Annotated in this window: 20 protein-coding genes and 1 pseudogene; 7 read left to right on the plus strand and 14 right to left on the minus strand. The window is 66.3% G+C overall.

Annotated elements, in window-relative coordinates:
* Positions 1–68: 68 nt before the first annotated feature.
* The 6 genes from CR156_RS21650 to rpsU form a co-directional block, all read right to left on the minus strand.
* Positions 69–1,040, minus strand: coding sequence for a bile acid:sodium symporter family protein (locus tag CR156_RS21650; RefSeq protein WP_099782541.1), 972 nt, complete (start codon positions 1,038–1,040; stop codon positions 69–71).
* Positions 1,041–1,067: 27 nt separating this feature from the next.
* Positions 1,068–1,568, minus strand: a complete 501-nt coding sequence (locus CR156_RS21655; RefSeq protein ID WP_100554542.1) for a protein tyrosine phosphatase family protein — start codon at positions 1,566–1,568, stop codon at positions 1,068–1,070.
* Between the two features lie 26 nt (positions 1,569–1,594).
* A complete protein-coding gene (gene dnaG / locus CR156_RS21660; RefSeq protein ID WP_100554543.1) occupies positions 1,595–3,334 on the minus strand; it encodes a DNA primase in 1,740 nt (579 codons plus the stop codon).
* Between the two features lie 59 nt (positions 3,335–3,393).
* The gene (locus tag CR156_RS21665; RefSeq protein WP_100554682.1) at positions 3,394–4,338 is read right to left on the minus strand and encodes a YihY/virulence factor BrkB family protein; all 945 of its coding nucleotides are present in this window, start codon (positions 4,336–4,338) and stop codon (positions 3,394–3,396) included.
* Between the two features lie 126 nt (positions 4,339–4,464).
* Complete coding sequence (locus tag CR156_RS21670) at positions 4,465–4,908, minus strand: GatB/YqeY domain-containing protein (protein WP_099821346.1); 444 nt, start codon at positions 4,906–4,908, stop codon at positions 4,465–4,467.
* A 133-nt stretch (positions 4,909–5,041) separates the two neighbouring features.
* On the minus strand, positions 5,042–5,257 hold the full coding sequence (rpsU, locus tag CR156_RS21675) for a 30S ribosomal protein S21 (protein ID WP_002808376.1): 216 nt from the start codon (positions 5,255–5,257) through the stop codon (positions 5,042–5,044).
* Between the two features lie 167 nt (positions 5,258–5,424).
* On the opposite strand from rpsU, the gene tsaD reads away from it, so the two are divergent.
* Positions 5,425–6,450: a tRNA (adenosine(37)-N6)-threonylcarbamoyltransferase complex transferase subunit TsaD gene (gene tsaD / locus CR156_RS21680; RefSeq protein ID WP_100554544.1), complete on the plus strand. Its 1,026-nt coding sequence runs from the start codon at positions 5,425–5,427 to the stop codon at positions 6,448–6,450.
* A 41-nt stretch (positions 6,451–6,491) separates the two neighbouring features.
* Here tsaD and CR156_RS23245 read toward each other — a convergent pair.
* Positions 6,492–7,153: pseudogene (locus tag CR156_RS23245) on the minus strand (hypothetical protein).
* A 365-nt stretch (positions 7,154–7,518) separates the two neighbouring features.
* Here CR156_RS23245 and folB point away from each other — a divergent pair.
* From folB to CR156_RS21705, 4 genes are all read left to right on the plus strand, one after another.
* Positions 7,519–7,872, plus strand: coding sequence for a dihydroneopterin aldolase (gene folB / locus CR156_RS21690; protein ID WP_025878255.1), 354 nt, complete (start codon positions 7,519–7,521; stop codon positions 7,870–7,872).
* Positions 7,873–7,960: 88 nt separating this feature from the next.
* On the plus strand, positions 7,961–9,232 hold the full coding sequence (locus CR156_RS21695; RefSeq protein WP_100554546.1) for a mechanosensitive ion channel family protein: 1,272 nt from the start codon (positions 7,961–7,963) through the stop codon (positions 9,230–9,232).
* A 128-nt stretch (positions 9,233–9,360) separates the two neighbouring features.
* The gene (locus CR156_RS21700) at positions 9,361–11,535 is read left to right on the plus strand and encodes a glycoside hydrolase family 3 N-terminal domain-containing protein (protein ID WP_100554547.1); all 2,175 of its coding nucleotides are present in this window, start codon (positions 9,361–9,363) and stop codon (positions 11,533–11,535) included.
* A 129-nt stretch (positions 11,536–11,664) separates the two neighbouring features.
* Positions 11,665–12,255 (plus strand): hypothetical protein, encoded by a 591-nt coding sequence (locus CR156_RS21705; RefSeq protein WP_100554548.1) that lies wholly within the window; start codon positions 11,665–11,667, stop codon positions 12,253–12,255.
* Between the two features lie 70 nt (positions 12,256–12,325).
* On the opposite strand, the gene CR156_RS21710 is transcribed toward CR156_RS21705, so the two are convergent.
* The gene (locus CR156_RS21710; RefSeq protein ID WP_100554549.1) at positions 12,326–13,492 is read right to left on the minus strand and encodes a PQQ-dependent sugar dehydrogenase; all 1,167 of its coding nucleotides are present in this window, start codon (positions 13,490–13,492) and stop codon (positions 12,326–12,328) included.
* Between the two features lie 171 nt (positions 13,493–13,663).
* Here CR156_RS21710 and yiaA point away from each other — a divergent pair, with 171 nt between their 5' ends.
* A complete protein-coding gene (gene yiaA / locus CR156_RS21715; protein WP_100554550.1) occupies positions 13,664–14,116 on the plus strand; it encodes an inner membrane protein YiaA in 453 nt (150 codons plus the stop codon).
* 107 nt (positions 14,117–14,223) lie between these two features.
* On the opposite strand, the gene CR156_RS21720 is transcribed toward yiaA, so the two are convergent.
* The 6 genes from CR156_RS21720 to CR156_RS21745 all read right to left on the minus strand — a co-directional run bounded on the left by CR156_RS21720 (position 14,224) and on the right by CR156_RS21745 (position 20,620).
* Complete coding sequence (locus tag CR156_RS21720) at positions 14,224–14,556, minus strand: hypothetical protein (protein WP_100554551.1); 333 nt, start codon at positions 14,554–14,556, stop codon at positions 14,224–14,226.
* 82 nt (positions 14,557–14,638) lie between these two features.
* Positions 14,639–15,940: an APC family permease gene (locus tag CR156_RS21725; protein WP_100554552.1), complete on the minus strand. Its 1,302-nt coding sequence runs from the start codon at positions 15,938–15,940 to the stop codon at positions 14,639–14,641.
* Positions 15,937–16,701 carry a L,D-transpeptidase family protein gene (locus CR156_RS21730; RefSeq protein ID WP_100554553.1) on the minus strand — a complete coding sequence of 255 codons (765 nt, stop codon included), beginning with the start codon at positions 16,699–16,701 and terminating at the stop codon, positions 15,937–15,939. The genes CR156_RS21725 and CR156_RS21730 overlap by 4 nt, the downstream gene beginning before the upstream one ends.
* Positions 16,702–16,713: 12 nt before the next feature.
* Positions 16,714–17,562 carry a MurR/RpiR family transcriptional regulator gene (locus CR156_RS21735; RefSeq protein ID WP_100461502.1) on the minus strand — a complete coding sequence of 283 codons (849 nt, stop codon included), beginning with the start codon at positions 17,560–17,562 and terminating at the stop codon, positions 16,714–16,716.
* 517 nt (positions 17,563–18,079) lie between these two features.
* Positions 18,080–19,174: a dipeptide epimerase gene (locus CR156_RS21740; RefSeq protein ID WP_100554554.1), complete on the minus strand. Its 1,095-nt coding sequence runs from the start codon at positions 19,172–19,174 to the stop codon at positions 18,080–18,082.
* A complete protein-coding gene (locus tag CR156_RS21745; protein ID WP_100554683.1) occupies positions 19,175–20,620 on the minus strand; it encodes an SH3 domain-containing protein in 1,446 nt (481 codons plus the stop codon).
* A gap of 132 nt (positions 20,621–20,752) precedes the next feature.
* Here CR156_RS21745 and CR156_RS21750 point away from each other — a divergent pair, with 132 nt between their 5' ends.
* A complete protein-coding gene (locus tag CR156_RS21750) occupies positions 20,753–22,225 on the plus strand; it encodes a transglutaminase-like domain-containing protein (protein WP_100554555.1) in 1,473 nt (490 codons plus the stop codon).
* Positions 22,226–22,228: the final 3 nt, after the last annotated feature.

The following is a 22,228-nucleotide window of genomic DNA, read 5'->3' on the forward strand; positions in this document are numbered from 1 at the left end:
GTGGATCTACTTTTGTAGGCTCAGCGCCACAGTAGATCCACGCCATGCGTGGATGGCTGTTCTGCCGGTCAGGGCGCGCGCTTGGCGTAGCGCTGGGCGATCACGCCGCAGACGATCAGCTGGATCTGGTGGTAGATCATCACCGGCAGCACGATCGCGCCGAGGCTGCCGCCAGCGAACAGCACCTTGGCGATCGGTACGCCCGTGGCCAGGCTCTTCTTCGAGCCGCAGAACACGATGGCGATCTCGTCTTCGCGGTTGAAGCGCAGGCGGCGGGCGATGAAGGTGATCAGCGGCATGGCGATGCCGAGCAGTACCGCGGCCACGACAGCCACCGCGAACAGCGAGAGCAGCGGTGTCTTGCTCCACAGCCCTTCAGTGACTGCTTCGCCGAACGCGGAGTACACCACCAGCAGGATGGTGGCCTGATCGGTGTAGCGCAGCAGCGCGCGCTGCTTCTCCACCCAGCCGGCGATCCATGGGCGCAGCAGGTGGCCGGCCACGAACGGCACCAGCAACTGCAGCATGATGCCGCCGATGGCATGCAGCGGGTCGTGCACGCCGCCGGAGGTACCGGCCAGCGCGGTCAGCAGCAGTGGCGTCAGGAACACACCGAGGATGCTCGACAGCGAGGCACTGCACACGGCCGCCGGCACGTTGCCGCGCGCCATCGAGGTGAACGCGATGGACGATTGCACCGTGGATGGCAGGGTGCACAGGAACAGCACGCCCAGGTACAACTCGGGCGTCAGCAGCCAGCCCGACAACGGCTTGAACAACAGCCCCAGCAGCGGGAAGAGGATGAAGGTGCAGGCGAGGATCGTCAGGTGCAGGCGCCAGTGCAGCATGCCGCCGATGATCGATTCGCGCGGCAGGCGCGCGCCGTGCAGGAAGAACAGCGCTGCGATGGCGACGGTGGTGACATCGTCGAGCACCAGGGCGGCGGCGCCTTTCATCGGCAGCAGCGAAGCCAGGCCGACGGTGCACAGCAGGGCGAGGGTGAAGTTGTCCGGTCGCAGGCGCGACCACCAGCGGGTCATGGTGGATAGGCTCCTTGGTGCTGGGAATCAGGGGGTGGGAGAAGGAATCGCCAGACGCTCGCGGGTGGCTGCTTCCAGCGACTTCAGGCCGGCACGCTGGCCCAGTTGCAGGGCCTGTTCCGGGCTGGCGTGTTCGTAGCGTGCGTTGACCAGGCCGAGCACGGCACCGGCGCGGTTGCCGGAGGCGCAGTGCAGCAGCACTGGCCCCTGGCTCTGCCGCAGGGCCTGGTGCACGGCGCGCACGTTGGCGGCATCCAGGCCTTCGGCACCGGCCACCGGAATGCGTACATAGCGCAGGCCCAGCGCTTCGGCCTCGCGTGTTTCATCGAAGCCGCGATCTTCATCGGGTTGGCGCAGGTCGATCACCGTGCGCACGCCCTGTGCAGCCAGTTCGCGCAGTTGCGCAGCCGTGGGCTGGCCGCCGGCGTACAGGCCGGGGCGGACTTCAGCAAGGGCGGGGTCCGCAGCCCAGGCCGGCAGAGCGGGGCAGAGCGACAACAACAGCAGGCAGGTCAGGCGCAGCAGCATGGTCTCTCCGGGGATGTGTTCTGCCGCTACAGGCGCAGATTGGCGCGGGCCTTGAGCAGCTCGCGCATCTCGTACTTGTCAGTATCGTCCAGACCCTGTTGTCGCTGCTTGGCGTTAAGGTCGTCGATCCGCTGGAACAGCAGCTGCTTCTCCAGCTGCCCGACCGCGTCATGCAGCTCCACCGTCCACATCGCTTCATCGCCCGCCAGCGTCTGCGCGGCCAAGGTGTGCAGCGAGGCCTGTTCCTCGCGGCCGTCGAAATGCTCCAGCAGGGCGCCGGTACTGATGTCCGGGCGTTGTTCGACCAGCCCCAGCAGTTCCAGCAGCAGCTCCACGCCCGGCAGGCGCAGGCCCTGGAAGTGGTGCTTGCCGCCCAGGGTCAGGGCCAGCGTCGGCTGCTGCAGGAGCACGGCGATTGCGCCGCGCACCAGGCTGCGCTTGGCCACCGGCTGGATCGTGCGCGAGACGGCGCGTTGCGGCATCTGCGGGCGGCCCGCCTGCGCGTTGCCGCCCAGGCCGGTCAGCTGTCCCAGCTGTTGCTTCATCAGGTCGCCAAACGCGCCGTCGGGAATCTGCGCGAGCATCGGCTTGGCGCGCTCGGCCAGCCGTGCCTTGCCGTCCAGCGTGCCCAGGTTGATCTCGCGGGTCAGCTCGTCGAAGAAGAACTGCGACAGGGGCGTGGCCTGCTTCAGGCGCTCGTCGAAAGCTTCTGCACCTTCCTTGCGCACGATGCTGTCGGGGTCTTCGCCATCGGGCAGGAACAGGAAGAAGGCCTGGCGGCCGTCCTTCATGCGTGGCAGCACCGATTCCAGTGCCTTCCAGCCGGCGCGGCGGCCGGCGGCGTCGCCGTCGAAGCAGAAGAACACGTCCGGCGCGTTGCGGAACAGCAGCTCGGCGTGGTCCGGCGTGGTCGCAGTGCCCAGCGTCGCCACCGCCTGGGTGACGCCGAACTGGAACAGCGAGACCACGTCCATGTAGCCCTCGACCACGATCAAGCGCTCGATCTTCTGGTTGGTCTGGCGCACCTGCCACAGGCCGTACAGTTCGCGGCCCTTGTGGAACAGCGCGGTCTCGGGCGAGTTGAGGTATTTGGGGCCGTCGTCCTTCTCGAACACGCGCCCGCCGAAGGCGATCACCCGGCCACGGCGGTCGAAGATCGGGAACATCACCCGGTCGCGGAACTTGTCGTAGACGTGGCCGCGGTCGTTCTTGGAGAACAGGCCGGCGCGGTCGAGCAGCTTCATCCGCCGCTCGTCCTTGCCCAGCGCATCGCGCAGGCCGCTGTAGCCATCGGGCGCATAGCCGATCTGGAAGCGCGCGCGGTTCTCTTCGTCCACGCCGCGGCCGTCGAGGTAGCTGCGCGCCTTCTCGCTGCCTTCCAGGTTTTTCTGGAAGAACTTGGTTGCCGCATCCAGTGCGGAGTACAGCTCGCGGCTGTCATCCTGCTGCTGCGCACTGCGCGGGTTCTCGCTGCGCGGCACTTCCATGCCGGCACGCTTGGCCAGTTCATCCACCGCGTCGAGGAACTCGAGGCGGTCGTAGTTCATCAGGAAGCTGATCGCGGTACCGTGCGCGCCGCAGCCGAAGCAGTGATAGAACTGCTTGGTCGGCGAGACGGTGAACGAGGCCGAGCGTTCGTCATGGAACGGGCAGCGTGCGGCGTACTCCTTGCCCTGGCGCTTCAGCGGCACGCGGCTGCCCACCACCTCGACGATGTCGGAGCGGGCCAGCAGGTCGTCGATGAAAGCGTCGGGGATACGGGCCATGGGCAACAGGACAGGGCGCGGCCGCCAGGGCGCGCTGCGGGGGCGGCAGGTCCCCTAGTTTACTCGCTGGCGGCGGCCGGGCCGGTTTCCTGTGGGGCCACATCGGCGCTGGCCAGGCGTGCACGTGCGTACTGGCGTTCGTCGATCACCGCGGTCATCAATGCACCGACGAAGAACACGGCAGTGGCGTAGTAGATCCAGACCAGCGAAATCACCAGTGCGCCCATCGAGCCGTAGGCGCTGCCAGGGGCAACAGTGCTGATGTAGACGCCGATGCCATAACGGCCGAGGGTGAACAGCAACGAGGTGATGGCGCCGCCGATGAACGCTTGGCGCCAGGCCACGCGCCGGTCAGGCAGGTAGTGGTACAGGAACGCGAAGGCCAGCGTGTACAGCAGAAGCGATGTCAGGTAGCCGATGGCAGGCAGCACCGAAGGCAGCTGCGCGAACACCACCTGCAGCGCGGTGGTGGCGGTCATCGACAGGATCAGCAGGAAGCCCAGTGCCAGCACCACGCCGAAGGAGAACACACGCTTGCGCAGCCAGGCCTTGACCCCGTCCAGGCGCTGCCCGCTGGTATGGAAGATCCGGTTCAGCGCGTTCTGCAGCTGCGCGAACACGGCGGTGGCGCCGACGAACAACAGCAATGTGCTCCAGACCCCGGCCAGCGAGCCGACGCTGGGCTGGCTGTTGGCGTTGTGCAGCACGGTGTCGGCCACGCTGGCCACACTGCTGCCGGCCACCGAGCCGATCTGCCCGATCAGTGCCTGCTGCGCCGGCGGATACAACGAGGCGGTCAGCCACAGCAACAGCACCAGCAGCGGGGCCATCGACAGCAGGGCGTAGAAGGAGACCGAAGCGGCCTGGGTCAGCACGTCGATCTCGACGAAGCGCTTGGCCACCGCCATCGGGAAACTGTCCTGCAGGCGATCAGCGTAGTGACGAAGCCGTGCGGGGATGCCGTGGGGACGCGTGTCGGTGGGGGCGTTTGATTGCTCGACCATGGGGATGTTGTAGCAGCCGGAGGTCGAAGAGGTGGTGAAGCGGGTGCTGCATCGGTAGCGCCGGGCCATGCCCGGCGACCAACCGAAACGCCGGGCATGGCCCGGCGCTACCGGATCAACGCTGGCTTACGCCAGCTGCTGCTTGACCAGCTTGGACACCAGGCCCATGTCGGCCTGGCCGGCGAGCTTGGGCTTCAGCGCGCCCATCAGCTTGCCCATGTCGGCTGCGCTGCTGGCGCCGGTCTCGGCGATGGCGGCCTGGATCGCCGCGACGATCTCGGCTTCACCCATCTTGGCCGGCAGGTAGGCTTCGATCACCACGATCTCGGCGCGCTCGATTTCCGCCAGGTCTTCGCGGTTGGCCGCTTCAAACTGGCTGACCGAATCCTTGCGCTGCTTGACCATCTTGTCGAGCACGGCGATCACGGCGGTGTCGTCGAGCTCGATGCGCTCGTCGACTTCCTTCTGCTTGATGGCCGCGTTGATCAGGCGGATGACGCCCAGCTTGTGCTTCTCGCCGCCCTTCATGGCGGCCTTCATGTCTTCGGTGAGCTGCTGCTTCATGCTCATGGCGAACCTCGTGGTGGTGGTGGGGCAGGGCGGATGCCCGGGCCCGGAAACGCAAAAAGCCGGCGACGCTCGCGCGTGCCGGCTTCGACTCCACCGCGGCAGGGAATGCCCACCGCAATGAAGATGCGTCCGATCAGTACAGGCGCTGACGCTTGGTGACGTCGCGCGAGGAACGGCGCAGCTGACGCTTCACAGCAGCGGCGGCCTTGCGCTTACGCTCCTGGGTCGGCTTTTCGTAGAACTCGCGCTTGCGGGTTTCGGCCAGCACACCGGCCTTTTCGCAAGTGCGCTTGAAGCGGCGAAGAGCAAACTCAAAGGGTTCGTTCTCGCGGACTTTGACGCTGGGCATGGAATCTCCGGGACACAGTAGAACCGGGTCACGCCCGGCGAGCCGCACATTATAGTGGCGAATAAACAAACTGCAAGCCGCAAATCCTGAATAGGGGCAGGTTGTTGGATTGCAGTGAGACCTGCCAGTTCCCCCGAGGGGTTGGCAGGGGCGTCATAATAGCAGGCATGCGAGTCCTTGGCATCGAATCTTCCTGTGATGAGACCGGCGTGGCGGTGTATGACACCGACCTGTCCGGCAGCGCGGCCCTGCGCGCCCATGCGGTCTACAGCCAGATCGCCCTGCACGCCGAGTACGGCGGTGTAGTGCCTGAGCTGGCCAGCCGTGACCACGTGCGCAAGCTGTTGCCGCTGGTGCGGCAGACGCTGGCCGAGGCCGGGCTCGGCGTGAATGACATTGATGGGGTGGCCTATACCGCCGGTCCCGGCCTTGTCGGGGCGCTGCTGGTGGGCGCCGGCGTGGCCCGGTCGCTGGCCTGGGCCCTTGAGGTCCCCGCCGTGGGCGTGCACCACATGGAAGGTCACCTGCTGGCGCCGCTGATGGAAGACGACCCGCCGCAGGCCCCGTTCGTGGCCCTGCTGGTGTCCGGCGGCCATACCCAGCTGGTGGCCGTCGATGCCATCGGCCAGTACCGGCTGCTGGGCGAAACCCTGGACGACGCGGCCGGTGAAGCCTTCGACAAGACCGCCAAGATGATGGGCCTGCCGTACCCCGGCGGGCCGCAGTTGGCCAAGCTGGCCGAGCAGGGCACGCCGGGCGTCTACCGCTTCACGCGGCCGATGACCGATCGCCCGGGCCTGGATTTCAGCTTCTCCGGCCTGAAGACCCAGGTCCTGATGGCCTGGCGCGACAGTGACCAGAGCGAGCAGACCCGCGCCGACATCGCCCGCGGCTTTGAAGATGCCGTGGTCGAGACCCTGTCCATCAAGTGCGAGCGCGCGCTGGAAGCGGCTGGCACCAATGTGATCGTGGTGGCCGGCGGCGTCGGCGCCAACACGCGCCTGCGCGCACGCTTGCAGCAGATGGCCGAGCGCCTCGGCGGGCGGGCCTGTTTCCCGCGGCCGGCGCTGTGCACCGACAACGGCGCGATGATTGCCTTCGCTGGCGCACTGCGCCTGCAGGCGGGCCAGCACAGCCCGCCGAGGGTGGACGTCACCCCGCGTTGGGACATGGCGACGCTGCCGGCCGTCTGAGCCGGACCTGTTCCTGTGATGCCGGCCACTGGCCGGCAACGTCATGAGCGTTTGCCAACCAGTGGCGAGGCCGCCAGCACCGTCGTCGCCCGTTCATGGCGCTGCAGCCAGCCCAGGGTGTGCGGGCAACGGGCGTGGATCAGCCGCCCGATCGCGGCCAGGTCGGCACCGATGTCGCGTTCAAGGATCGGTTCGTGGTGGGCGATGCGGTTGCGCAGCTGGCGGATGCGTCCGATGTCAACGTGCATGGCTTTTCTGATGACACTGGGATGAGCCGAAGGCGCATGGCGCAGTACGCCGTTGAGCGCCGGAATCCACAGCGTGGAGTCGAAGCGACAGGTGAACAGCTGTTGCCAGAACACCATTGGCAGGTTGGCGACGATCTCGGATGTACTGGTCGCGCGACAGGTTGCCTGTTCCAGTGCCGTCCTGGCAAAGGCGGATGATGATGCGGGAGCCTGCGTCGGAAGGCATCATTCCACGGCCATCGCGGACCATGCTGCCGCGCCAGTACCGATGCCGCTGCATTGCGGATGACCACTTCGCAGAGGTGGACCGGCATCATCAACGCACCGCACATCCGCATGTTCCAGAGGTACAGGGATTCGGCAGTGACGTCAGGGCTGCAGGTCGATGCGATTCTCTCGTAGGTCGACAGACGCTCCGCTGACAGCGCGCGTCTCAATGCATCGTATGCAGCCATCGTGATGTGCGCTGGTGAGGGGAAGATCGATGTTGGCCAGGGACGGAGTCGGTCACCATCAGGGAACGCCTTTGTGTACGTGGCCGATTTCCCGCGCTCAAGCTGGGGACAAGACGTAGGTCTGCGTTGTCGCACATGGCCTTGACCCGCAGTTTGGTTGCTGCCTAATCTGATCACCTGCGCCACCGGGACTTGCGGCTTGAGAAAGCTCCCCCCGGGGACAAACGGTAGTACCAAAGGGCCCCGCTAGCAGGGCCCTTTGTCTTTTCCAGCCCCTGTGAATGCCCGGCGGCCCATCGCCCGTTCCGGGCAGGCTCACCGCCGTCCCGTTACCATGACCGCCTGTTTTCCGGCTGGTAACCGCAATGGACAAGGTTTTCATCGAAGGGCTGACGATCGACGCCCTGATCGGGATCTACGACTGGGAGCGGCGGATCCGCCAGGACCTCGTGTTCGATCTGGAGATGGGCTTCGACAACCGTCGTCCGGCGGCCAGCGATGACATTGCCCATACCCTGAACTACAAGGCGGTCAGCAAGCGCCTGGAGCAGTTCGTGCGTGAATCGGAGTTCGGCCTGGTGGAAACGCTCGCCGAGCGCTGCGCGCAGATCGTGCTGGACGAGTTCGACGTGAAGTGGCTGCGCCTGAAGCTGAGCAAGCCCGGTGCGGTGCGCGGCGCGCGCGCGGTCGGCGTGATCATCGAACGCTCGCGGGACTGACCCGTTACTGCCAGCCGCCGGCTGGCAACTCCCGGTAGTGCCGGCCGCTGGCCGGCAACCTCGACAGCAATGAAGAAGGAGACAACCGATGGTGGACGCAGTGGTGGCGGTACAGTGGCTGGAACAGCTGCAGAACACACTGGAACCCTATCCTGGCGCCTACCTGGCGTTGATGATCTCGGCCCTGCTGATCGCAGCTGGCCTGGCCAACTGGGTGACCAAGCGCATCCTGGTGCGCGGCCTGCGACGCCTGCTGCAGCGCCTGCCGGGCGCCGAGTCCGGGCGTGGCAGCCACCTGATGCGGGTCATCGCGCGCCTGTCCAACGTGGTGCCCAGCCAGGTGATCGCCTCGGGCATCACCCTCATTCCCGACCTGCCGCCAGGCCTGGTCAACGTCATCATCAAGCTGTGCATCGTGTGGGCGGTACTGACCGTATCGATGGCGTTCTCGCATGCGCTGGATGCGGCCAACAGCCTGTACGAGCGCAAGCCCGATGCACGCAACAAGCCGATCAAGGGCTACCTGCAGGTGGTCAAGATCGTGGTGTTCGTGGCCGCGGGCCTGTCCATCGTCGCCACCCTGCTGGGGGTCGCGCTGGGACCACTGGTCACCGGCCTGGGCGCGGCCACCGCGGTGCTGATGCTGATCTTCCAGGACACCATCCTGTCACTGGTGGCCAGCGTACAGATCAGTGGCGATGGCCGCGTGCGCATCGGCGACTGGATCGAGATGCCCAGCCAGAACGCCGACGGCGATGTCATCGATATCGCCCTGCATACCGTCACCGTGCAGAACTTCGACAAGACCATCACCACCATCCCGACCAAGAAGCTGGTGACCGAGTCGTTCAAGAACTGGCGTGGCATGCAGGAAGCGGGGGGCCGCCGGATCAAGCGCGCGCTGTACCTGGACCAGCACAGCGTGCGCTTCATGGAAGAGGACGACCTGGCCTTCCTTGGCCAGTTCGCCCTGCTGGGCGACTACCTGCGCGGCAAGCAGCAGGAGCTGGGCCAGTGGAACGGGCGTCTGCGCGAGCAGGGCGTGGCCGAGGTCAACAGCCGCCGGGTGACCAACCTGGGCACGTTCCGGGCCTACGTGGAGCGCTATCTGGCCAGCCACCCGGGCATCCACACCGACATGACCCTGCTGGTGCGCCAGCTGCAGCCGACCACCGAAGGCCTGCCGCTGGAGCTGTACTGCTTCACCCGCAGCACCGCTTGGGGCGAGTACGAAGCGGTGCAGTCGGACATCTTCGACCACCTGCTGGCGATCCTGCCGGCCTTTGGCCTGCGGGTGTTCCAGGCGTCCAGCGACGCCATGTTGATGGCCGGGCAGCGCCAGTTGGCCGGCTCGGAGTAAGCTGCGATGCCCCCGGCCGGACCGTACGGATCCGGCTGGTGGCTGAAACTGAATGACGAAACCTCTCGCCAAATCGTCCGGGATCGCTAGAATGCCGGGCTTGTAAACGTTTTCATCAAGGACTGCCGGTGGCCTCCGATCGCATCGAATCCCTCATTGCCCAGATGACCGTCGAGGAAAAAGTCGGCCAGCTGGGTGTCTTCGCGGACATGGTCCGCCCGTTCGCTCCGGACGTGAACCCGGAAGCCAACGTGCGCAATGCCGACCAGGTGCTGCAGCAGGTGCGCGAGGGCAAGGTCGGCTCGCTGTTCAACGGTGTCGGCGCCGAGCTCGGCCGCCGCATCCAGCAGGTCGCCACCGAGGAGAGCCGCCTCGGCATCCCGGTGATCCTGGCCGCCGACGTCATCCACGGCATGCGCACCGTGTTCCCGATTCCGCTGGGCGAAGCCGCCAGCTTCGAGCCGGACCTGGCCGAGCGCACCGCGCGCGCCACCGCGGTTGAAGCCACCGCTGCCGGCCTGCACTGGACCTACGCACCGGCGGTGGACATCGCCCGTGACCAGCGCTGGGGCCGCGGTGCCGAAGGTGCCGGTGAGGACGTCGTACTGGGCTGTGCGTTTGCCGCCGCCCGCGTGCGTGGCTTCCAGGGCAGCGACCTGCGCGCCGCCGATTCGCTGCTGGCCACGCCCAAGCACTTCGCCGCCTACGGCGCGGTGATGGCCGGCATGGAATACAACATGGTCGACATCTCGCCGCAGACCCTGCGCGACGTGCACCTGCCGCCGTTCAAGGCTGCCTTCGACGCTGGCGCGATCACCGTGATGTCCTCGTTCAACGACATCAACGGCGTGCCGGCCAGCGCCAACGCCGAGCTGCTGACCGACATCCTGCGCGGTGAATGGAAGTTCCCGGGCGTGGTGATCTCCGACTACACCGCCGACATGGAACTGGTCGCGCACGGCTATGCCGCCGACGACCGCGACGCCACTGCCAAGGCGTTCACCGCCGGCCTCGACCTGAGCATGCAGAGCGGTTTCTACGCCGAGCACCTGCCGGGCCTGGTCGAGAGCGGCGAGGTGCCGATGAGCGTGCTGGATGAGGGCGTGCGCCGCATCCTGTGGCTGAAGGAAACCATCGGCCTGTTCGACGACCCGTACCGTTCGTTGGACCCGGCGCGCGAAGCCGATACCTCGCATATCGCCGCCCATGACGAACTGTCGCGTGATGCCGCGCGCCGTTCGATCGTGCTGCTGAACAACCGCGACAACGTGCTGCCGCTGCAGAAGAACGGCCAGAAGATCGCGCTGATCGGCCCGTTCGTGCAGGACCGCGACAACATCGAAGGCTGCTGGACGCTGTTCGGCGACAAGCAGCGTTACGTGGACCTGGAAACCGGCGTGCGCGCGGCCATCGGCGATGATGCGCTGCTGGAAGTGGTGCCGGGTTGCGAGCTGGAAGTAGCCATTGCCGGTGGCACCGAAGCGGCCGTGGCGGCTGCGCTGCGTGCCGACGTGGTGGTGCTGGCGCTGGGCGAGCCGCAGCGTTACAGCGGTGAGGCACAGTCGCGCGTGGAGATCACCCTGCCGCCGGCACAGCAGGCGCTGGCCGAAGCGGTGGCGATGACCGGCAAGCCGCTGGTGGTGCTGCTGCGCAATGGTCGCGCGCTGGCACTGCAGGGCGCGGTGCGCAATGCGCATGCCGTGGCCATCACCTGGTACCTGGGCACGCAGACCGGCCATGCCGTGGCCGATGTGCTGTTCGGCGATTACAGCCCATCCGGCCGCCTGCCGGTCAGCTTCCCGCAGGTGTCCGGCCAGCAGCCGTACTTCTACAACCATCCGCGTACCGGCCGCCCGGAACTGCCGACGATGTCGGAGTTCAAGGCACGCTGGCGCGAGATTCCGAACGAGCCGCTGTATCCGTTCGGCCACGGCATCGGGTACACCACCTTCGCCTACGGCGTGCCGCAGCTGAGCAGCGCGCGTGTCGGCTGGGACGACACCCTGACCCTGACCACCACGCTGACCAACACCGGCAACGTGGCCGGCGAGGAAGTGGTGCAGCTGTACATCCATGACCGCGTGGCCAGCCGCGTGCGGCCGGTGCGTGAGCTGAAGGACTTCCGCAAGGTGGCCCTGCAGCCGGGCGAATCGACCGAGGTGGTGTTCACCCTGACCCGTGAGCAGCTGGCATTCACCGGCCGCGACGGCGTGCTGCGTGCCGAGCCGGGCCTGTTCGACGTGTGGGTGTGTGCCTCGTCGATGGCCGGTGAGGCCGTGCAGTTCGAGCTGCTGAAGGCCTGATTGCAGAAAAGGGGACGGAGGGGATTAAGTCGTTTGTGGCATAAACGACTTAATCCCCTCCGTCCCCTTTTTGTTGTTCTCACTGCGCCGGCGCTACCATCGGACTCCCTGTATCGATGGAGACCGCACATGCGCACGATGGCGTACCTTGTTCCTGTCCTGTTGCTGGCAGCGTGCTCGCAGCCGGCATCGCCGCCCGAGCCCGCCGCCGATGCGCCGCCGCCGATGACCGGTGCGACGCCGGCCGAGGCGGCCGCCAGCACCACGCCCGATGCCGTTGCGGCACCGCAGGCTGCGGCGGAACACGCAAAGGATGCGGCGGCGACGCCCGCGGATGCGTCCAGCCCCGTCGAGCCCGCAGCAGACGACGCCCGCGCGCGCATCGAGACGCTGCTCGGCGATGCGGCGCAGTATGAAAAAGTATTCAATGCCTTCAAGACCGCCGTGGTCGCGGGTGACCGTCCTGCCGTGGTTGAAGAAGTGCGTTTCCCACTGAACATCAGTGGTGGGAAGAAGATCACCGGACCCGGTGAATTCCAGCGCAACTACGAAAAGATCATCACCCCGGCGGTGGTCAAGGCGGTGTCCGCGCAGGAGTTCGGTAAGGTCTTCGTCAACCAGCAGGGCGTGATGATCGGCGATGGCCAGGTGTGGTTGAACGGCGAGTGCCTGGACAAGGCCTGCACGCGCACGGAAGTGAAAGTCATCACCATCCAATGAAAGCAGACGGCCCCGCATGCGGGGCCGTTGCAGTTCGGTAGTGCCGGCCGCTGGCCGGCAATCCGGCCAATCAGGCCTTCGGCGTGAGCTTCAGCAGCCGCGCCTTGCTGCCGTCTTCCAGCAGCCACAGCGCGCCATCCGGGCCCTGTTCCACTTCACGGATGCGCTCGCCCATGTTGAAGCGCTCGGCTTCGCGTGCGTTGTCGCCGTCGAAGGCAACGCGCACCAGCGAAGTGGATGACAGGCCGCCGATGAAGGCGCTGCCCTTCCACTGCGGGAACAGGTTGCCGCTGTAGAACATCAGGCCGGCCGGCGAAATCACCGGGTTCCAGGTCACCTTCGGAGCAGCGAATTCCGGGCGGGTGTCGTGGTCGGGAATCGGGCGGCCATCGTAGTGGTCGCCGTTGGACACGATCGGGTAGCCGTAGTTGGCACCGCGCACGATCAGGTTCAGCTCATCGCCGCCGGCCGGCCCCATTTCCTGTGCCCACAACTTGCCGTTGGCATCGAAGGCGATGCCCAGCACATTGCGGTGGCCCAGCGACCATACCTGCGCGGCTACGCCACCCTGCGAGGCGAACGGATTGTCGGCCGGCAAGCTGCCGTCGTCGTTGAGGCGGATGATCTTGCCCAGGTTGCCGCTCATGTCCTGCGCCGGGTCGAACTTCTGCCGTTCGCTGGAACTGATCCACAGCTTGCCGTCCGGGCCAAAGGCCAGGCGATGGCCGTAGTGGCCTTCGCCACTGACCTTCGGTGTCTGCCGCCAGATCACCTTCAGGTCTTTCAGCTGGCCGCCGCCGCTGGCGTCGAGGGCGAGGGTGGCACGGGCCACGGCCGCGCCGCGTGTATCCAGCGTGCCTTCTTCGGCATAGCTGACGTAGACCACATGGTTGCGGGCGAAATCCGGATGCAGGATCACATCACCGAAACCACCCTGACCGCCGTACGCGACCTTGGGGATACCGGTGATCTCATGTTTCTTGCCGCTGGCCAGGTCCAAGTGCTGCAGCTTGCCGCGCTTTTCGGTCACCAGCAGGCTGCCATCGGGCAGGAAGGTCATCGCCCATGGCTGGTCGAAACGGCTGACCTCGGTGGCGGTGAAGGGGCGTTGGTCGTTGGCGGTCGCGGCGGTTGCCGGTGCCTTCTGACCTGTCGCATCAGGACCGGCGGCATTGCAGGCGGTGGTGGCGAGGATCGGCAGCAGGCCGAGTGCGAGCAGCAGGGGCGTGCGGGTCATGGGTATCTCCAGCGGAAGGGGATGCGGATGGCCAGGCTCTCCTTTGTATACCACCGGCGGGGTGACGGTCGTGGCCCGAAGGTCCTGCTACCCCCTGTGCGGCATGGCGCGGATCGTCTAGGGTGTTCTCGCCCGGGCAAAGCATGCCCGCCTGTCTGCCAAGGATCTGCAATGAACGCACCCCTCATCCATCGACCCTCGCCCGCCTTCATCGCCGCCTCGTGGGTGGCCCTGCTGCTGGGCGCGGTGGCCTACCTGGTAGGCCTGTTCAATGCCGAAATGCCGCTGAACGAAAAGGGCTATTACCTGACCCTGCTGCTGTTCGGCCTGTTCGCGGCGGTATCGCTGCAGAAGAGTGTGCGCGACCGCGTCGAGAGCATTCCGGTGAGCGGCCTGTACTACGCACTGTGCTGGTTCGCGCTGCTGTCGGCACTGTTGCTGCTGCTGGTCGGTCTGTGGAACGCCACCCTGGTGCTGAGCGAAAAGGGTTTCTATGGCATGGCATTCGCGCTGTCGCTGTTTGGCGCGGTGGCGGTGCAGAAGAACACCCGCGACCTGATTGCCGCCAATGCCGCTGAGCCCAAGCGCGCCTCGCCGATTCCGCCGCTGCCGGAACAGGACTGACGGACGGTGGTAGAGCCGAGCCCACGCTCGGCTGCAGTGTATCGGCAGCCGAGCGGGCTCGACTCTGGATACCCAGCCGAGCATGGGCTCGGCTCTACAGGGCATGGTTATCCGCGGCTGTTCCGGCGCGGATCCAGATTCACTGCCTCTTCCCAGCCGCGACGCACGGCGCTGCGCGCCTGCGCCCATTCCAGCCGGCTCTTGCCGCGCTCCTTCGCCCATCGCGACTCCAGCTCGCCTTCGATCTCTTCGTAAGCGCGGATCATGTCCTGCGCGCGTGCGGTGTGGCCGATCTGGTACGCCGGCTCGTAATCGTCGAAGAACAGCTGGTTGTCGTAGTACGGTTCGCTGGTATAGCGATCGCGCCAGTAGTCCGAAACCGCCTGGCGGGGTGTGCCTTCTTCCGGTACGCGGCCGGGGATCTGGTAATCAGTGCTCATGGGCAGGAGGCTCCGTGGTGGACGAAGCCTGATCGTGCCTATCGGCCGGTTAACGCATCGGGCCGGCAGCGTGATCGGCAGGTCAATCGGCGCTGGCGTCCTTGCGCGGCAGCTTGTAGATGACCGCGCCAACAGCGAAGGCGACCAGCGCCGCGGCGATGTTCTGCCAGCTGGCACTGGCGAACAGGGCCACGCACAGCAGCAGGGCCAGCACCGGAATCAACGGGCCACCGGGCAGCTTCAACGCACCGGGGCGGTCCGCATAGCGCTTGGCCAATACCAGCACCGCTGCCGCGGTACCGATGTAGGCGAACAGGCGCGTGGTCATCGACAACAGCGCCAGCTGCACGAACGAGCCGGACAGCGCCAGGCCGAGGGCGATCAGGCCCTGGCAGAAGATCGCTGCGGCCGGGGTACGGAAGCGTGGGTGCACCTGCGCCAGCACTTTCGGGCCGTAGCCATCGCGGGCCAGGGCGAACAGGAAGCGCGGGCCCATCATCATCGTGTTGCTGTTGGTGCCGAGGATGGAGATGGTCGCGCCCACGGTGAGGATCAGCGCCAGCGCCTCGCCACCGAAGCTGGAGGCGGCATCGGCCAGCGGCGTGGCTGACGCGGCCAGGCCGGGCAGCGTACCTTGCGCCACGATCTGCACCGCCGCATAGATCACGGTGACGGTGACGATCATGGTGATCAGTGCGAACGGAATGTCGCGGCGTGGGTTGCGGTATTCGCCGGCCGCGGCCGGGATGTTCTCGAACCCGGCATAGGCATACAACAGCAACAGCGCTGCCTCGCCCATGCGCTGCAGGTCGTGCGGGTCCGGGCGCTGGCCGGAGAAAGCGAGCTGCGGGTCGATGTAGAACGCGCCGATGGCCACGAACAGCAGCAGCGGCAGCATCTTGCCGATCACCAGCACGATGCCGGTACGGGCGGCCGAACGCACGCCGATGATGTTCACCCCGGTCAGGAAAGCGAGCGAGACCACGATGATCGCGATGCGGCCCATGCCGGCGCCTGCCCATGGCCAGAACCGCGCCACGGCGTCGGCCAGCGCATTGCTGAGCGCTGCGGCAGAGCTGATGCGGGTCAGCCAGATCATCCAGCCGATCTCGAAGCCGGCAAAGCGGCCGAAGGCTTCGCGCGCGTACAGATAACTGCCACCGGGTTCATCGAAATAGCTGGCTGCCTGTGCGTAGCAGAGCACCAGCAGGGCGACGACGATACCGGCGGCCACCACGCCCCACAGGCTGAAGGGGCCGAGCAGGGCGACCGTGGCCGCCGGCAGCAGGTAGATGCCGCTGCCGACCACATCGTTGATCGACAGGCCGACGATCTGCCAGCGGCTGACCGCGCGTTGCAGTTGGGGTTCGTCGGCGGCGCTCAACGTGCGGCTCCTTCAAGCGCGGGCAGTTTCCACTGCGCCTGCAGGCGCTGGTATTCAGCCCGCGGCAGCAGCACGAAACGCGGCGTGTCCTGCGGGCGCAGCCAGTCCAGCAATGCCTGCATGCGCGCCTGTGGCATCGCGGTACAGCCAGCGGTGGCCTCGCCGGGCTGGCGCCACAGATGAGCGAAGATGCAGCTGCCCTTGCCGGGCTGGTTGTCCGGGTTGTGCGCGATCACGAAGCCTTCCTGGTAACGCACGTCGCCCTTGTTGTGCAGGTCCAGCCGCATCGGTTCGGTGGAGCCGGTGATGGCGGCACTGCCGACCTTCTTTGCATCGACGATGCGGTTGTAGAACGGCGACGCCGGTACGTCCATGCAGTAGCTGCTCTCGAACATTGGCTGGTAAATCATCGCCGTTCCGGGCCGGGTGACGGCATAACCGAACGCGCTGCCCAGCGCGAACACGCCGGCCGGACTGCGACCGTCGCCTTCCTGTTTCTGCGGGCCATCGGCCTGGGCAGGATGCAGGCCCAGGCCCCAGGCACTGCCGGTGCGACCCAGCGCCACCGGGAACGACTGGCCGTGCTTGCGCCAGTGCTTGCCGTCGCGCACGAAGGCCTGCAGCTGGCCCTGCGTACTGTCCCAGGTATCGCTGGTGACGACGATCAATTGGCGAGCGTCGTCCAGCGGAGCAGCATGGACAGTGACGGCCGCTACGAGCAGCAGCGCGGCGGATGCAAAGCGGGCCAGCAGCAGATTCATTGGGCGCTCCGGTCAGGAATCCAGCAGGTGATCGATCCGTTCCAGGTTCACCGCCAGCTGCTGCTGGCGATCCGGATTGGCGTGGCAGAGCAGCACGAACAGGAAATCGAGCAGGGCGTGCATGGCGCTACGGTACAGCAGCTGCGCCACCTGCGGCGCGCGGTCGTGGGCGCACACCACCAGCGCCGCATCGGCATGCGCGCGCAGCGGGTTGGCGGTGTGGCGGGTGATCGACACCACCTTGCCGCCCATGTCCTGGAACTGGCGCGAGAGCTGTGACAGCTGTGGCAGGTTGCCGAACTCGGAAAACATCAACAGCACATCACCCGGACGCGCCGCCGACAGGTTGGCCAGCATCAGGATCGGATCGGTATGCGGCACCACCAGCAGGCCGAGCAAAGACAGCCGCATGGCGAATTCGCGTGCGTACAGGCCGTCGTCACCGAGGCCGTGGACGAACAGCTTCGGCGCGCCGTCGAGCAGCTGCACGATGCGTTCGATCTCCTCGCGCGGGTTGGCCTGGCGGGTTTCTTCCTCGGCCTGCGCCTTGCTGCGGCGCAGGGCATCGCCCAGGCGCAGGTAGTCATCGCTGATGTCCGGTGCGGCCGGTGCCTGCTGCGGGTCGGCACCGGCGCGGGCGACGTCCTCGCCGATGGAGTACTTCAGGTCCGGGTAGCCCTTGAAGCCGAGCTTCTGGCTGAACTTGACCACGCTGGACTGGCTGATGCCCAGGGCACTGGCCAGCTGCTGCGAAGAGTAATCGCGCAGCAGGTGCGCGTTGTCGAGGATGAAGTCGGCGATGCGGCGTTCGATGGCCGACATCTGCCCGCGCTCGGTGCGGATTTTCAGCAGGGGCGGCATGCGGGGCGTCCGGACATGTGTAGGCGCGTTGCGGTTGGCTGCGTAGAGCGTTTCATGCGATGGGTCGGGCGGGTGGGATTCGCAGGGGACGCCGTGAATCCGTCCATGGAGGCTTGGCCGCGCCATCCTTGGCGCGGACACCCCTGCAAATCCCACCCGCCCGACCCCGGACAGATCGCGCGCGTGCCAGCCGCGAAAGGGATACGGTGAAGGGCAGAATCAAAAGCGAAGGCAAAAGCATCCACGCGAGGCGTGGATCTACCCGGAGCTGCTGTTGAGTCCGCCTTCAAGCGAGCTGAGCACCGCAGGTCCGGCGAGGGCGAAGAGGCGCGGGTGTCTGAGCGCAGCGAGTTCCGCGCCGTCCCTCGGCGGACCGAGGAGCGCAGGGCACTGGCGTGCGCAGCACGTCGGCTCGCGGCCGGCGGAGCGTTTCTTTTGGTTACTTTTCTTTTCGCGAAAAGAAAAGTAACGCCCGACCAAAAGTCAGTTGTACGCCAGGCCAGCGGCAAGGCAGAAATCAACCCAGCATCTCCAGCCCCCGCACTTCGGTGATGCCCAGCCCCGGCACATCGCTGATGCTGATTTCCGACTCGTTGAAACGCACGCCGCCGCTGACCGGATCGAACTGCCCCAGCGATGGGCCATCCAGGTCGACCTTGGTGATCACATCGCTCTTGGCTACCGCCAGATGTACTGCCGCGGACACGCTGATGCTCGACTCGATCATGCAGCCGATCATGCACGGCACGCCGTAGATGCCGGCGATGTCGGCAATGCGGATCGCGTTGGACAGGCCGCCGGTCTTCATCAGCTTGATGTTGATGATGTCGGCGGCGCGCTGCTGGATCAGGTCCATGACCTGGCTGGGGCTGAACACGCTCTCGTCGGCCATCACCGGGGTGTTGACCCGGTCGGTCACGTACTTCAGGCCACTGATGTCGGCGGCCTTGACCGGTTGCTCCAGCAGCTCCAGCACCACGCCGGCTTCTTCCAGCGTACGCATCGCATGCACGGCCTGCTTGGCGGTCCAGCCCTGGTTGGCGTCCAGGCGCAGCAGTGCACGGCCTTCAACGGCGGCATGGATTGCCTTGACCCGCTCAATGTCCACGCCGATGTCCTTGCCGACCTTGATCTTCAGCGACTCGAAGCCGCGTTCGATCGCCGACAGCGAATCGGCCACCATCTTGTCGATGTAGTCCACGCTGATGGTGATGTCGGTGGTGATCACCGGGTCGCCGCCACCCAGCATCTGGTACAGCGGCGCGCCATGCAGCTGCGCCCACAGATCGTAGAGCGCGATTTCCACCGCCGCCTTGGCGCTGGTGTTGCGCTCCATCGCGGTCTGCACCAGCGTGCACAGGCGGTTGAGGTTGACCACCTCCTGGCCGATCAGGCGCGGGGCGATGAAGTGGCGGATCGCTTCGATGATCGAGCCGTGCGTGTCACCGGTGATCACCGCGGTGGCCGGCGCCTCGCCGTAGCCGGTGTGGCCAGTGTCGGTGCGGATCAGCACCACCACGTCTTCCACGGTCTCCACGGTACGCAACGCGGTCTTGAACGGTGTTTTCAGCGGCACGCGCAGCATGCCCAGTTCGATGGCAGTGATCTTCATTCAGGGATTCTTGGCACGCAGGCGTTGGATGTTGGTGATGCGGTCGATGTAGCGGACGCTGTCGCTGGCCATCATCGGCTCCAGCGGCGTGACCGATACGCCATTGAGATGGGCCTGCACACGCTTGCCGTCGGCGCCGAACCAGCTGCCGCCCGCGGTATCGTGGATCACCCAGGTGCGACCGTCGATGTGGCCGATGGCCATCATCACGTGGCCGGGGATGTAGACCAGATCGCCCACCTGCAGATCGGTGACGGCGCGGTCGCGCACGGCCTTGCTGTCCTTGCTGGTGAACGGCAGGCGGTCCAGCGCGGGGCTGATCGCCTGTGCGCTGGTATTGCGCGGCAACAGTACACCGAAGCTGCGGTAGATCTCCGACACGAATCCGCTGCAGTCGCGGGTGTCGTAGTCGTGGCCCCAGCCGTAGCGCTCGCCGAGGAACTTGAACGATTGCTGCAGCAGCAGGCGCGGAGTCAGCGGCAGGTAGTCGGCGGCGGTGTCCTGCGAGCGTGGCAGCAGCGCCGGCACCAGGCGCAGGCGGCCATCTGCCTCGCGCACCGGCAGCTGCACCACCCACGAAGCGTGTGCCTGTTGCCCGTTCACCGGTTCGGCGGCGGGCCAGTCGGCCAGCACCGGCAGGCGCACGCCCATGTCCAGCTGCAGGCGCGATACACGCGGTTCTTCCGGTGTGTAGGCGGTGTGCGCGGTGGCACCGGTGACGATGCGGTACGGGCCCTTCGCGCCGTAGCCGAGCACCGTGGCCTTGTCACCACTGGCCACGGCATCGGCTTCGATCCAGGCGCTGTAGCGCTCGCTGTGCACGAACAGCCAGCGGTCATCGGCACTGCGGTGGACCACGGCTACCTTGTCACCGGGGAACAGCGCCGATTCCTGGAAACGGTCGATATCGGTGTCGCCGACGGTGCTGAAAACACGCTGACGGGTGGGGAAGGTGCGCAGCGCGGCGCGCTTCACCACCAGCCCGTACGACGGTGCGACCTGCGCAGGAACCGCGTCGAGGCCGAGGTTGGCTTCAATTGCGGTGCGCAGGCCGGGGGCGATGGCCTGGCCCTTCTCGTCATACAGCGCCCGCTTGGGCCAGCTTGAAAGCGCGCCGATGCTGTCGCGCACCTGCGTGGCGCTGAGCTGTGCGGGCAGCGTGGCGATGTCCTGGATGTGGTTGTCCTGGGTGCGCATCCGCGCGTTCTGCGCATTGATCTGCGCGCGATCCAGGATCGGTGCGTCGGCGTTGTCCAGCCGTGCGGCCCAGTAATCCGGGGTGAGGTAGGCCTCATGCAGGCCGATCACGTACGGCAGCGGTGCGCCGGGGTCGGGTGCAGGCGTGGCTGCCTGAGTAAAGGCCGGTACCGCCAGCAGGCCCAGGGCCAGCGCCAGGGTCAACCTGCGCGGCCAGTGCCGACGCGGTTCGCGGGAAGCCAGGATCATGCGCTGCACACCCTCCTCGAATGCCTTTTGGAATATTTATTCCTTTTGGCGACGAAAGCAAGAATAAATTATTGACCGGTCCCCCGGCCCGTGTTACACAGCCGTTACCACCCGCGCTTGGGAAGTGTCGCTGTGGATCCTGCCGTTCGCAAACCGTCTCTGCCTGTCGCTGCCGGACTATGCGCCGCGCTGCTGCTGTGGGCGTGGGCGGCACCGGCCGCGGATCAGCGCAGTGCCGTCGATCGTGAGCAGGAAACGCGGTTGATCGATCTGGTCGACAGCGGTCGCTTCAGGGATGTCGATGCGACGTTCGCCGCAGACGGAGTGCCCGCACCCGCCGACTTCCAGTACGAGCGCATGCGCCGCATCAAGATGGATTTCAGCCTCGACGAAGCCGCAGCCAAGGCCGCCGTGCGTCGCTGGATTCCCAACCTGACCGACGAGGAGTTCGCGCGCTGGGACCAGCAGGGGTTGATCGAGCACTACGATATCGACGGCACGCGCTGGTACTTCAAGCGCGCACCGTCGAACTTGTTCCTGCTCAGCGACGAGGCGCGTGCGCGTCGTCGGGCAGATGCGCCTATGCCACCGCCCGGCCCGAATGAAGTGCTCAATGCGCATCATGCACGCGTGGTTGCTGTCTCCGAACAGAGCGGCACGACATCTGTGCTGCCGCAGCGCATCGAATTCACCCAGTCGCTCACGGTCAAGGCCGACACCGTGCCGGCCGGCGAAACCGTACGTGCATGGATTCCGTACCCGCGCGAGATTCCCGGCCAGCAGGAGCGCGTGCAGTGGATTGCCAGTTCGCCGGGCAAGGCGCGCATCGCCCCGGCCAGCATCCAGCAGCGCACCGCCTATCTGGAAGCCAAGGCCGTCGCTGGCAAGCCGACGCACTTTGAAATCCGCTATGCGGTGACGATCTTCGCGCGCCACACGGCAATCGACGCGACCAAGGTGCAGTCGACGCCGAATGATCCTGCATTGAAGCCCTATCTGGCCGAGCAGCTGCCGCACGTGCGCTTCACCCCGGCGTTGAAGCTGTTCTCCGACCAGGTGCTGCAGGGCGAGACACGCCCATATGAAGTGGTACGCAGGCTGTTCGCGGCGGTCGACCGCATTCCGTGGGCAGGGGCGCGTGAGTACTCGACGATCAGCAACATCAGCGACTACGCGCTGCGTGCCGGCCACGCCGATTGCGGGCAGCAGACCCTGCTGCTGATCGCCCTGCTGCGCATGAACGGCATTCCCGCGCGCTGGCAGTCGGGCATGGTGTATTCCGACGATGGCAGCGGCTACAACAACCTGCACGACTGGGGACAGGTCTACCTGGCGCCGTATGGCTGGCTGCCGATGGATGTGACCACCGGTGCGCTGGCCAGCGACACGCCCGCGCTGCGTGATTTCTACCTCGGTGGCCTCGATGGCTACCGCATCGCGTTCAACGACGATTTCGGCCAGGCCTTCGTGCCGGCCAAAAAGCACTACCGCTCGGAAACGGTCGACTCGCAGCGCGGCGAGGCCGAGTGGTCAGGCGGCAACCTGTACTTCGACCAATGGAGCTACGACTTCCAGTGGCGGGTACTGCCAGCCGGGCAACGCTAGCGC

Origin of the sequence: Stenotrophomonas lactitubi (assembly GCF_002803515.1) — a bacterium.
GTDB lineage: Bacteria > Pseudomonadota > Gammaproteobacteria > Xanthomonadales > Xanthomonadaceae > Stenotrophomonas > Stenotrophomonas lactitubi.